The sequence below is a fragment of the Nonomuraea sp. NPDC003214 genome, assembly GCF_053590035.1.
Genome location: NZ_JBSFSX010000007.1, coordinates 506007 through 518053, shown reverse-complemented (window position 1 = coordinate 518053; position 12047 = coordinate 506007). Strand labels below are relative to the sequence as shown.

At 71.5% G+C, this 12047-nt stretch carries 11 protein-coding genes and 1 riboswitch; of the genes, 7 read left to right on the top strand and 4 right to left on the bottom strand.

Annotation, left to right across the window (positions count from 1 at the left end; genetic code table 11):
• Positions 1–175: 175 nt before the first annotated feature.
• The 7 genes from ACWDXC_RS24440 to ACWDXC_RS24410 all read left to right on the top strand — a co-directional run bounded on the left by ACWDXC_RS24440 (position 176) and on the right by ACWDXC_RS24410 (position 8316).
• A complete protein-coding gene (locus tag ACWDXC_RS24440; RefSeq protein WP_449985666.1) occupies positions 176–865 on the top strand; it encodes a response regulator in 690 nt (229 codons plus the stop codon).
• A gap of 607 nt (positions 866–1472) precedes the next feature.
• Positions 1473–2705: an NYN domain-containing protein gene (locus tag ACWDXC_RS24435; protein WP_246646282.1), complete on the top strand. Its 1233-nt coding sequence runs from the start codon at positions 1473–1475 to the stop codon at positions 2703–2705.
• 84 nt (positions 2706–2789) lie between these two features.
• Positions 2790–3764 carry an NlpC/P60 family protein gene (locus ACWDXC_RS24430; RefSeq protein ID WP_449985662.1) on the top strand — a complete coding sequence of 325 codons (975 nt, stop codon included), beginning with the start codon at positions 2790–2792 and terminating at the stop codon, positions 3762–3764.
• A gap of 266 nt (positions 3765–4030) precedes the next feature.
• Positions 4031–4190: riboswitch (cyclic di-AMP (ydaO/yuaA leader) on the top strand.
• A gap of 76 nt (positions 4191–4266) precedes the next feature.
• Entirely contained in the window at positions 4267–4761 is a 495-nt protein-coding gene (locus tag ACWDXC_RS24425; RefSeq protein WP_449985659.1) for a C40 family peptidase, read from the top strand.
• 203 nt (positions 4762–4964) lie between these two features.
• Positions 4965–5798, top strand: a complete 834-nt coding sequence (locus tag ACWDXC_RS24420) for a hypothetical protein (RefSeq protein WP_449985657.1) — start codon at positions 4965–4967, stop codon at positions 5796–5798.
• 11 nt (positions 5799–5809) lie between these two features.
• Positions 5810–7231, top strand: a complete 1422-nt coding sequence (locus tag ACWDXC_RS24415) for a M48 family metallopeptidase (protein WP_449985654.1) — start codon at positions 5810–5812, stop codon at positions 7229–7231.
• Positions 7228–8316, top strand: coding sequence for a glycosyltransferase family 4 protein (locus ACWDXC_RS24410; RefSeq protein WP_449985651.1), 1089 nt, complete (start codon positions 7228–7230; stop codon positions 8314–8316). The genes ACWDXC_RS24415 and ACWDXC_RS24410 overlap by 4 nt, the downstream gene beginning before the upstream one ends.
• Before the next feature lie 14 nt (positions 8317–8330).
• Here ACWDXC_RS24410 and ACWDXC_RS24405 read toward each other — a convergent pair whose 3' ends face one another.
• The 4 genes from ACWDXC_RS24405 to ACWDXC_RS24390 all read right to left on the bottom strand — a co-directional run bounded on the left by ACWDXC_RS24405 (position 8331) and on the right by ACWDXC_RS24390 (position 11929).
• Positions 8331–9212, bottom strand: coding sequence for a carbohydrate ABC transporter permease (locus ACWDXC_RS24405; RefSeq protein WP_449985648.1), 882 nt, complete (start codon positions 9210–9212; stop codon positions 8331–8333).
• A complete protein-coding gene (locus ACWDXC_RS24400) occupies positions 9209–10081 on the bottom strand; it encodes a carbohydrate ABC transporter permease (RefSeq protein ID WP_219511184.1) in 873 nt (290 codons plus the stop codon). The genes ACWDXC_RS24405 and ACWDXC_RS24400 overlap by 4 nt, the downstream gene beginning before the upstream one ends.
• Positions 10081–11373, bottom strand: a complete 1293-nt coding sequence (locus tag ACWDXC_RS24395; RefSeq protein ID WP_449985646.1) for an ABC transporter substrate-binding protein — start codon at positions 11371–11373, stop codon at positions 10081–10083. Before ACWDXC_RS24395 ends, ACWDXC_RS24400 begins: the two co-directional genes overlap by 1 nt.
• 160 nt (positions 11374–11533) lie before the next feature.
• The gene (locus ACWDXC_RS24390; protein ID WP_449985643.1) at positions 11534–11929 is read right to left on the bottom strand and encodes a coiled-coil domain-containing protein; all 396 of its coding nucleotides are present in this window, start codon (positions 11927–11929) and stop codon (positions 11534–11536) included.
• Positions 11930–12047: the final 118 nt, after the last annotated feature.

The window sequence follows — 12047 nt, the reverse complement described above, 5'->3', positions numbered from 1 at the left end:
GTCCCGCCCGGCATCCGGACCGATCCTCGGAGCAACCGCCGAACCGAACTCCGGATCGTTCCTACAGCGGGTTCCAGGGCCGGTCGCTGGACCACCTCCCGGGGCCATGAGCGGGGCGGAGAGCGGGGTGACGACCGGGGCGATGAGCGGGCTGACAGGGGCGACAGGCGGGGCCATGAGCGAGTCAAGGAGTGGGCCGACGGCCGGATCGGCGGCTGGGTCGATCCGGGTGCTGATCGTTGATGATGACGCGCTGGTGCGGGCCGGGCTGGCGATGATCCTGGGCGGCGTGGACGGGATCGAGATCGTGGGCGAGGCGGGCGACGGGGCACAGGTGCCGCCGCTGGTCGCCGAGCACCGGCCCGACGTGGTGCTGATGGACATCCGGATGCCCGGCGTCGACGGGCTGGCCGCGACCGAGGCGCTGCGGGCGACCAAGGCGCCGCCGGAGGTGGTGGTGCTGACCACGTTCCACGCCGACGCGCAGGTGTTGCGGGCGCTGCGCGCGGGTGCCGCCGGGTTCCTGCTCAAGGACATCCCGCCCGTCGAGCTCGTGGCCGCGATCAGGAAGGTGGCCGCGGGGGAGCCGATCCTGTCGCCCGCCGTCACCCGGCAGCTCATCACCCATGTGTCGCACGGCGGCGCTTCCGGACGGGCCGAGCGGGCGCGCGGGCTGCTGGCCCGGCTCAGCGAGCGCGAGCGTGAGGTGGCGCTGGCGGTCGGGCGGGGCAGTTCCAACGCGGAGATCGGCCGCGAGCTGTACATGAGCGTGCCCACGGTCAAGGCGCATGTTTCGCGCATCCTTACCAAACTGGCGCTGAACAACCGGGTCCAGATCGCGCTGCTGGTCTACGACGCGAGCTGACTGGGCTGGGATTCCAGCTTTCCCGGGTTCTGTCGCGACGGAGGAGTCAGGCGGCTACCGGTCCGTGAGGCGTACCGGCCGGAGGCGAGGCTGGGAGCGGGGATTTGGGGGCGGGGCTGAGGCGCCGTGCCGAGGCTGGCGTGTGGGCGTCGGGTCCCCGAGGGTCGTGCCAGGTTCGGGGGTGCCGTGCCAGGCCCGGAGGTGCGGTGCCGGGTCCGTGGGTGCCGGGCGCAGGGGTGCGGGGCCCGGGGTGTTGCGTCCGGCCCGGGAGGGGGGAGGGGGCCGTGTCCGACCCGGGCGGGCCGCGTCTGTCCGACCCGGCGGGGGCCGTGTCCGACTCCGTGCGTGCTGTGGTCGGGCCTGTGCGGGTCGGAGGGCGGTGCGCTGGGCCTGTGGGGGCGGCGTGTGGGGGCGCGAGGGTTGGACGAGCGCTTGTCCCATCATGGGTGGCCGTTACGGACAGGTAGCGGGCAGCCGTACCCTTGTCTGAAAGGGCATGTCATGAAGGGACAGTGGGATGAGTTCAGCGGGTGAAGGCCTGTCTCGCCCGCTTCCCGAGCAGGTGCGGCTCAATGTGGTCGACCTCGCGGCCCAGGTTCTCGGTTCGATGCCCGCTGTGGCGGTGCCGGCGCCGTTGCGCGGCATCGCCAAGTTCGACCCACGTAAGCGCGCCCGGCTGGGCAGTGCGCCGATCGCCGCGCAGTTGGAGAACGACAAGAAGTTCCGTGAGGTGGTCGCCGAGTCGGTGGCCTCCGGCTGGCCGGAGCTGGTGGCCTCGCTGGCCGAGGGCAACGTGCCGCCCGCCGCCGATCCGGTGCTGGTCGCCGCCGCGGCTTATCTCACGCGGCCGCCCGGCTGGGCCGACATGGTGGAGTCGGCCCGCGCGGATCTGGAGCAGTCCGCCGCCGCGGCCGAGGGGTCGGAGCGCGAGGAGGTCGTCTCCCGGCTGCGTGAGCAGCTCGCCGCGCAGAAGAGCGCGGCCAAGGAGGAGGCCGAGCGGCTGCGCGAGCAGCTGAAGGCGGCCCGCGGCGAGAACTCCGAGCTGCGCCGCAAGCTGCACGAGGCCCGCGAGCGCGCGAAGGGCGCGGTGCGGCGGGCCGAGGAGATGGAGCAGGCCGCAGAGGAGGCCAGGCACGCGGCCACGGCCGCCGGCAGCGCGGGGGAGTCGGAGCTGCGGCGGTTGCGTGAGCGCCTGGCCGATGTGGAGAAGCAGCTCGAAGCCTCGCGCCGGGCCGCGCGCGAGGGCCGCAGCGTCGAGGACGCGCGCATCCGGGTGCTGCTCGACGCGTTGCAGGACGCCTCGGCGGGGCTGCGCAGGGAGCTGGCGCTGCCCACCATGATCAGCCGGCCGGCCGACTCGGTCGCGGCGCTCACCGGTGAGCGGCCGGGTGTGCGCGGCGTGCCCGCCCGCGCGCTGGCCGACGACGACCCGCAGCTGCTCGATCAGCTTCTGGCGCTGCCGCAGGTGCATTTGATCATCGACGGCTACAACGTGACCAAGTCCGGCTACGGCACGCTCACGCTCGCCGACCAGCGCGCCCGCCTGATGACCGGGCTCGGCGGGCTGGTCGCGCAGACGCGCGTCGAGGTGACCGTGGTGTTCGACGGCGCCGAGCTCAACTCTCCGGTGCAGGTGGTGGCGCCGCGCGGGGTGCGGGTGCTGTTCAGCGCGCCGGGCGAGATCGCCGACGACCTGATCCGCCAGCTCGTCCGGGCCGAGCCGCCCGGCCGGGCGATCGCCGTGGTCTCCTCCGACCGCGAGGTGGCCGAGTCCGTCAGGCGGATGGGCGCCAGGCCCGTGCCGTCCGCGCTGCTGCTGAGGCGGCTCGGTCGCGCATAGATGACGAATATGGCGTTTAGGTGAGGATTACTCGCCACTTCTGTACTATTTCGCCCCGAGGATGATCCCCTGGGAGGCGACGCTGTGAGGTTGGGCCGGGTGCCGCTGGCCGCGGGTCTGGTGTTCGGACTGGTGATGACCCCCGTCGGAGGGGTGCTGGCCGATCCCAAGCCGACTCTCGCGCAGGCGAGAGCGAAGCTCGACAAGCTCAACGACAAGGCCGACAAGGTCGTGGACCGCTACAACACGGCCACCGAGAAGTACAAAGAGGCCAAGGCGCGCTACAGCCGGCTGAACGACACGTACAAGCGCAAGCTGGCGACCGTCGCGGATCTGCGCGGTGAGGTCGTCAACATGGCCGTCGAGACGTACAAGCTGGGGGGCGACTTCTCGACCCTGCCCAGCATGATGACCAGCGACGATCCGGCCGATCTGCTGTACGGGATGGCGTTACGCGGGCAGCTCGCCCAGGAGCGCACCCAGAAGCTCGCCGCCTTCGACCGGGCCAACCGGGGGCTGAAGACCGACCGTGACCGCGCCGAGGAGGCGCTGGCCGCGGCCGACAAGGAGCGGGACGCCGTCAAGAAGGACCGGGCGGAGATCCTGGACCTCATCAAGGACCAGAAGAAGCTCCTCGACCGGCTGGGCGCGTACAAGGCGGGCAATCCCAACAGCACCGGCCTCAAGTACACGGGTCCCGCCTCGGGCAACGCGGCGGCCGTGCTGCGCTTCGCGTACGCGCAGGTCGGCAAGCCGTACGTGTTCGGCGGCACCGGGCCGGGCGGCTACGACTGCTCGGGGCTCACGCAGGCCGCCTGGCGGGCCGGTGGCGTGTCGCTGCCGCGCACGACCTGGCAGCAGTGGTCGTGGGGCGCCAGTCGCAAGGTGTCGCTCAACGCGCTGGAGCCCGGCGACCTGATCTTCAGCGAGGGCCTCGGGCACGTGAGCATCTACGCGGGCGGCGGCAAGATCGTGCACGCGCCGCAGACGGGTGACGTGGTGAAGGTGGTCACACTCTCGTCGTACGGGCGCCGTCTCGTGGGCGCCGTACGTCCCTGACAAGACGGGGTCGGCCCAAGTGTGAGGAGGGTCACACTTGGGTAACGAAACCCGCTGCTCCGGCGGGGGATGAGGGCCTGACTCCCGGCGTGTCTGATCTTTACTCGCTTACTCAGGCTTTGCCATTACGTGACTTTTCGGCGTAACTTCTGGCGTCGCGGCGTTCCAGCCAGGACGCCCGCCGGTCACCATCGGGTCCCCCGATGTTCGACAGAAAGAACCATCCGCCGGTCACCGCGGCCAGCGCCCCCGAGGCGCGAAGACGCGGCGGTGGCCTGCCGAGTCCGTGCAGCCAGGAGGCACGGAGCCGGGGACCCAGCGATCCCGTACGCGGTGATCAGGGGTGAATCGGCGCGTTCAGCGCCGTAGGGCGACTTCCAGGCCCGAATCCGTCAGCTAACCCGGTAGGCGTTCGTGGAAGCCCCTAGGAGCAATCCTGTCTACCCTCTCGCACAACCCCCGTCTGTCCCGTCTCGCCCTGAGTGGCGCAGCGCTGATCACCGTGACGGCCGGAGGTCTGGTCGTCCACGCCCCGACGGCGCAGGCGGCGACGACGAATGAGTTCGCCACCACTGCGGTGACAAAGACGGAGAAGTCCGTCAAGTCGTCGAAGGTGGCCAAGGTCGCTCGGCAGAAGGCCAAGGCCCGCAAGGCCGTGGCCGTGGCCAAGAAGCAGATCGGCGACCCGTACCGCTACGGCGCCACCGGCCCCGGGTCGTTCGACTGCTCGGGCCTCGTCCAGTACGCCTGGAAGAAGGCCGGGGTGAAGATCCCGCGCGTGACGAACAGCCAGTTCGCGCGCATCAGGAAGAAGGTCTCCTACAAGCACCTGCAGCCGGGTGACCTGATGTTCTTCCGCGGGCTCGGGCACGTGGGCATGTACGTCGGCGACGGCAAGATGGTCCACTCGCCGAGAACGGGCCAGCGCGTGCGCGTCGAGAAGCTGCGCGGCTGGCGCAAGGCGTCGTTCGCCGGCGCGGTGCGTCCCGGTCTGTGACCTGCGCCGAAGGCCCCGTCCCCGCCCCGGGACGGGGCCTTCGGCCTTCCCGGGCTCCGGACCGGGCCGACGCTCAGGAACGGCGGCTACGATCGGGCAGCGTGTCCGACAAGGGGTCCGGCAGCGGACCTGGAAATGGGCCCGGCAGCACGTCCGGTATCACGTCCGGGAGAGCGCCCGGCAGCGCGCCCGGCAGGGTGCTCGTGCGGGGGCGTCGGCGGGTCGTGCCGGTGGTGCTGCTGGTTGTCGCGGCGTTCCTGGCCGGTGGGTCCGGCGCGGTCCCGGGGCCGGGAGGCGCCGCCACCGAGGCGGGGGTGCTCGCCGGCGTGCGGGCGCGCTGGGGCGACGGGCTCGACGTCGTACGCGGTGAGCGGTCGCTCGTCGCCGGGCAGGACGCGCCCCCCGGGCTGCTGGCGGACCTGGCGCGCCGGGCCGACACCGCGGGGCGGCGGGTCGGCGGAGTGCTGGGCGGCGACGTCCGGGCCGTGGTCCTGGTGCCCGCCTCGGCGCGGGAGGCCGCCGCGCTGGCGGGCGTCGCGTCGGTCGACGGGCTGGCGGCGGTGGCCGACCGGGGACGCGTGATCGTGGTGCCCGAGCACTTCGCCCGTCTCACCCCGGTCGGGCGTGACGTCGTGCTGGCCCACGAGCTGACCCACGTGGCCGCCGGGACCGACGGGCTGCCCGTCTGGCTGTACGAGGGCTTCGCCGACTACGTGGCCTACCGGGACGCCGGGCTGCCCGTCGAGGTGGCCGCCGCCGAGCTGGCCGCCGAGGTGCGGGCCGGGCGGACGCCGTCCGATCTGCCGGACGCGGCCGACTTCGTCCCCGGGGCCGAAGCGGGCCGGCTCGCCCGCGCGTACCAGGAAGCCTGGCTGGTGTGTCGCCTCGTCGCCGCGCGCTGGGGTGAGAAGAGCCTGGTGAGGCTCTACCGTGATGCCCAGACGTACGGCGTGGGCCGGGCGCTGGCCTCGCTGGGGCTCTCGGCGGGCACGCTGACCCGGCTGTGGCGCGCGTACGTCCGGGACCGACTGGCGTGAGGGGACGCGACATGGACGACCGGCAGGAACGGCGCGAGACGACCGAACAGGACGTCGGCCCGCCCGCCTCCCGAGCCCTGAAGGGGGCGGACCTCGCCGAGCCGTCGCCCGAGACCGGGGACGAGGACGTGGCCGGGGACGGGCACGCGGCCGGGGACGGGGCCGGCGACGGGGGCGGGCGTGAGGCGAGGCTGCGGCGGGAGGCCGGGGCCGGGCTGGCCGTGCTCGGGGCGGTGATCGCCGGGGTGGTGGCGTTCACGACGCCGTGGACGGCGCTGCCCGCCGGGGCGCCCGAGGTGACGCCCGACCCGGCGCGTGACTTCGGCGCCGCCGAGATCGCCCGCTCGCAGGCGTTCGACGCGGCCACCAGCGTGCCGAGCTACCTGTCGCTGGGCGTCACGCTGGTGTTCGCCGGGCTGCTCGTGGCCACGCCGCTCGGCGCGAGGCTGCTGGGATGGCTGCGGGGCCCGTGGTGGGCGCGGGTGCTGCTGGGCGTGCTCGTGCTCACGGTGATCGAGGAGGCCGTGCGGTGGCCGCTCGGCATGTGGTTCGAGGGCGCGCTGCGCGACTTCGGGCTGTCCACGCAGGACTGGGCGGCCTGGACGGGCGACCGGCTCAAGAGCGTCGGCATCAACGCGGCCCTGCTGGCCGTCATGGTGCTGGCCGTGGTGGCGCTGGCGCGGCGGATCCGGCGCTGGTGGATCCCGGCCGCCGCCGGGGCGTTCGCGCTGACCGTGGGGGCGTCGTTCGTCTACCCGGTGGTGTTCGAGCCGGTGTTCAACGACTTCCACGCCATGCCGGACTCGCCGCTGCGCGCCAACCTGATGGCGATGGCCGAGCGTGACGGGGTGCCGGTGGAGGACGTGCTGGTGGCCGACGCCTCGCGCCGGACGACCGCGCTGAACGCCTACGTCTCGGGGTTCGGCGCGACGCGCCGGATCGTCGTCTACGACACGCTGCTCAAGGCGCCGCCGCGCGAGGTGGAGCTGGTGGTGGCGCACGAGCTCGGCCACGCGAAGAACCGCGACGTGCTGCACGGCACGCTCGTCGGGGCGCTCGGCGCGGCGCTGGGGGCGGTCCTGCTGTTCCTGGTGTTCGGAGCGGCACGGCGGCGTACGGGCGGCGCGCCGATCACCGATCCCCGGGCGGTGGGCGTGGTTCTGGGGCTGATGACGCTGGCGACGTTCCTGTCCGGCCCGGCGCAGAACGTGATCAGCCGCCACATCGAGGCCAGGGCCGACGCGCACGCCCTGGACCTGACGGGCGACCCGGCGACGTTCGTCGCGATGCAGAAACGCCTGGCAACAGCCAATATTTCCGACTTGTCGCCAGATGCGGTGGAATATGTGCTCTATGCCTCCCATCCCACGGCTGCCCAGCGGATCGCCATGGCCCGCTCCTGGGCCGAGCTGAACGGCCGCCCCCAGCCGTGAGCGCACCTCCCCGGGTGGTCGTCGTCACCAACGACTTCCCGCCGCGCCCCGGCGGCATCCAGTCGTTCGTGCACGGCCTGGCCCTGCGCACCCCCGGCGTGGCCGTCTACGCCCCGGCCTGGCCCGGCTGCGCCGAGTTCGACCGGCGGCAGCCGTACCGGGTCGTGCGTCACCCGGGCCGGCTGATGCTGCCGACGCCCGCCGTCGCCCGGCGGGCGGCGCGGCTGGTGGCCGAGCACGGCGCCGACACCGTCGTGTTCGGCGCGGCGGCGCCGCTCGGCCTGCTCGCGCCGCGCCTGCGCGCGGCGGGCGCGCGGCGGATCGTCATGCTCACGCACGGCCACGAGGCGTCCTGGGCGGGCGCGCCTGTGTTCCGCTCGGTGCTGCGCCGCATCGCCGGCCACGCCGACGTGGTCACCTACCTCGGCCCCTACACCCGCGCCCGGCTGGCGCCGGTCGTCCCCGAGGACAAGCTGGTACGGCTGGCCCCGGGCGTGGACGTGACGCAGTTCCGGCCCGACGTGGAGCCCCGGCGGCCCGGCGGCGGGCCGGTGGTGGTGTGCGTGTCCCGGCTGGTGCCGCGCAAAGGGCAGGACCAGCTCATCAGAGCCTGGCCGAGGGTCCTGCGCGAGGTGCCGGGCGCGGTGCTGCTGCTGGTCGGCGGCGGCCCGCACCGGCGCAGGCTGGAACGGCTGGCCGCGGGCAGCCCGTCGATCGTGTTCACCGGCAGCGTCCCGGCCGCCGACCTGCCCGGCTACTACGCGGCCGGCGACGTGTTCGCGATGCCGTGCCGTACCCGGTGGGGCGGGGTCGACGTGGAAGGGCTCGGGATCGTGTTCCTGGAGGCGTCGGCGACGGGGCTGCCGGTGGTGGCGGGCGCGTCCGGAGGCGCGCCCGAGGCGGTGCGGCACGGCGAGACCGGCCTGGTCGTCGACGGCCGCGACACCGGGGAGGTGGCCGCGGCCCTGATCGAGCTGCTGAGCGCGCCCGAGCGGGCGCGGAAGCTGGGCGAGGCCGGCCGCGACTGGATCGCCGCCGAATGGTCGTGGGACCGGGTCGCCGACCGCTTCCGCGCCCTGCTGTGATCATCCCTGCCTGATCATCCCTTCGTGGACCCGAGCGTGAGCCCGGCGACGAACTGCTTGTGCAGGAGCTGGAAGACGATCAGCGTCGGCAGCGCGACCAGCACCGACCCGGCCGCCAGCAGGTTGTAGTCGGTGAAGAACTGGCCGCGCAGGTTGTTCAGCGCCGAGGTGACGGGCAGCTTGTCACCCGACGACATGAGCACCAGCGCCCACAGGAAGTCGTTGTACATCCAGGTGAACTGCAACGTCGCCAGCGCCGCCAGCACCGGGCGGCACAGCGGCAGCGTCAGCTTCCAGTAGCGCCGCCACACGCCCGCCCCGTCCACCAGCGCCGCCTCGGTGATCTCCTCCGGGATCGTGCGCATGAAGTTCGCCATGACGAACACGCAGAACCCGAACTGGAACGCCACATGGATGAGGATGAGCCCCAGGTAGGAGTCGTACAGCGCCTGGGAGTCCGACAGCCACAGCGGCAGCGGGACCAGCGTGTAGAGCGTGTAGAGCGGGGTGATGAGCACCTGCGGCGGCAGCAGGTTGCCCGCGGTGAAGACGATGAGCAGGGTCCGGCGCCCGGGGATCCTGGCCCGGGCGATGGCGAAGGCGGCGAACGAGGCCAGGAAGAGCGTCAGCAGCAGGGCCGGGATCACGATGATCAGCGTGTTGAGGTAGTAGCGGGGCAGCTCGGCCTGGCTCCACGCCTGCCCGTAGTAGTCCAGCGTGAGGCTTTCGGGCAGCGAGAAGTAGCCGAGCCGGGCCGTCTCCTCGTACGGGCGCAGCGAGGCGTACACGGCCAGCGCCAGCGGCAGCAGCCAGCCCAGCGCCACCAGCGCGAGGAAGGCGTGCAGCAGGACGCGCAGCGGCCTGGCCCGCCGCCGGGCCGGGGCGAGGGCCGTCATCGTTCCTCCCTGAACAGCTGCGACAGGTACGTCACGATGAACCCCAGCGAGATCACCAGCAGCACCACCGCGATCGCCGAGCCGAACCCGATCCGGCTGGCCTCGCCCACGATGTTCTCCGTGACCAGCACCGACAGCAGTTCGAGCCCGTTGCGGCCCTTGTTGATCGCGTAGACGATGTCGAACGCGCGCAGCGCCTCGATCACCGTGATCACCAGCACGATCACGTTGACCGGCCGCAGCGTCGGGAACACCACCCGGAAGAACGTCTGCGCCTCATTGGCCCCGTCGATGGCCGCGGCCTCCTTCAGCGCCGGGTCGACGGCCTTCAGCCCCGCCAGGTAGATGATCATCACGTAGCCGACGTGCCGCCAGGCCGCCGCGACCATCACCACCCAGATGTTGACCGACCGGTCGCCCAGCCAGTCGACCGACAGCCCGGTGACCGCGTTCAGCACGCCGTAGTCGGTGGAGTAGACGAGCTGCGCGATGAACCCGACCACGGCCAGCGACAGCACCACCGGCAGGTAGAGCGCGCTCTGGTAGAACCGCGACAGCCGCAGCCGCCGGTCCAGCAGCACCGCGCAGAACAGGCCGAACGGGGTCGCGACCAGCCCGAGGAAGCCCAGCCACAGGACGTTGTTGCGCACGGCCGACCAGAACGGCGGATACTCGCCGGCCAGGTCGCCGTAGTTGCGCCCGCCGACCCACTCGATCGGCCCGAAGCCGTTCCAGTCGGTCGCGGACAGCACCACGGAGGCGAGCGTGGGCCCCCAGACGAGGCCCACGCTGGCGATGACGGCCACCCCCAGCCCGATGACCAGCACGGTCACGTCGCGGGCGGAGTAGCGACGGGTTTTGACGGCCATCAACGGAAGATGTTGGCCTTCTGCTTCTCGATGGACACGAGTAAGGAGTCGATCTCGGCAGGTTTGTCGATGAACGACTGCAGCGACGGGATCATCACGGTGGAGGCGAAGTCGGGCCGGGTGTCACGGTCGAGGAACTGGGCGATGTGCGACGCCTGCGAGACCAGCTCGGCGCCGCGCTTCTGCAGCGCGCTGTAGCCGCTGGTGTCGGCCTTGGAGCTGGCCGCCAGCGTGCCGGGGTCGGCCTCGGTGGCCACGTTCTGCGCGGCCGCCTGGGCGAAGTGCTTGATCAGCGCCTTGGCGCCGTCGACGTTCCTGGCCTTGGCCGAGACCATGTAGCCGTCGATGGGCGCGTCGATCGAGTCGGTGCCGTAGGCCGGGTTGATCTCCGGGAACGTGAAGAAGTCCAGGTCGTCCCGGTCCGCCTCGGGGAACTGCTGGGCGACGAACATGCCGAGCAGGTACATGCCGGTCTTCTTCTCCGCCAGCGACTGCGCCGCCTCCTGCCAGGTGCGGCCCAGCGCGGCCGGCTGGTGGTGCTCCAGCAGCCCGCGCCACGTCTCGAACACCTGCTTCACCCGGGGATCCGTCCACGACTCCTTCCCCGCCATGAGCGCGATGTGGAAGTCGTAGCCGTTCGTGCGCATGTTGATGATGTCGAACGTGCCCATCGCCGGCCAGCCGTCCTTGTCGGCGAACGCGATCGGGACCAGCCCGTCGGCCTTCATCCGCCGCGACAGCGCCGTCAGCTCGTCCAGCGTCCTCGGAGGCTCGTACCCCTTCTCCTCCCACACGCTCTTGCGGTAGAAGACCGCCCACGGATAGTACGTGAACGGCACGAAATACTGCTTGCCGTCGGTGCCCGTCGACGCCGCCTTGAAAGCCGGGGTGTAGTCGGCCCCGATCTCCCGCCACACGTCCGAGATGTCCGTCGCCAGGCCCTGCTCGGCGAAGAACTGCATCCGGTATCCCGCGAACCAGGTGAACACGTCGTCCGGGGTGCCGCGCAGGTAGCGGTTGATGTTCTCCTGGAAGGTGTTGTGGTCCACCGTGTTGACCTTCACCTGGCCGGAGGTGAAGCCCTTCAGCACGGTCTCCAGTGACTTCTTCGGCACCTCGTCCGAGGCGTTGGACCCCAGCGTCACGGCGCCGGCGGCGGCGGTGTTGCCGGTCGTGCTGCCGCCGGGCGCGGGCGCGCCGGAGCCGCACCCGGTCAGGACGGCGGGCACGCCGAACGCTGCGGCGGCCCCTATCAGGAGATTGCGGCGGGAGAGTGGCGGACGTTGGTCCATGATGGTTCCTCCTTGCCGGACCCTCAAGTTCCCCCGAGTTCACTCACCCTTCATCGAAAACGCACCATTTCAAACTGTCAACGTGTGCGTTTCCGCCCCGCGAACACCGAAGAGGCCGCCGAACCCGCTCCCGCGGGCCGACGGCCTCTCAGTTGACCGGCTAGTTGCAGGCGCTCGGGTCGCTCAGCCTGCGCTGGATGTCGACCAGGATGCCCATCATGTCGTTCTGCGTCTTCTGCATGGTCTCGAACCTGCGGTCGACCGCTTCGAACCTGCGCTCCACGGCCTCGAAGCCCGCGTCGACCTTCTCCTCCAGGCGGTCGACTTTGACCTCCAGACGCTCGACCCTGACTTCCAGGCGGTCGACCTTGACCTCCAGGCGCTCGACGCGCTTGTCGAGCAGGGTGACCTTTCCGTCGAGGGTCTTGACCCGGGCGGCGACGCCGTTGATCCTCTCCGTCAGATCCTGCGCGAGTTCCTTGTTGTCCGCTCGGATGTGAATCACCTCATCGTGGATTGCCTGCGCGAATCGAACGCCTGTCTCCTTGATACTCACGGTGGAACTCCCTACCTTCGGAAGGCAGGGACCGGGGATGTTAGGGATCTCCGGTCCCGATGTCATCCAAAGGCTACTCCGCGTGCGCAGGCGACTCCATACGGTTTCTTGGCAATGC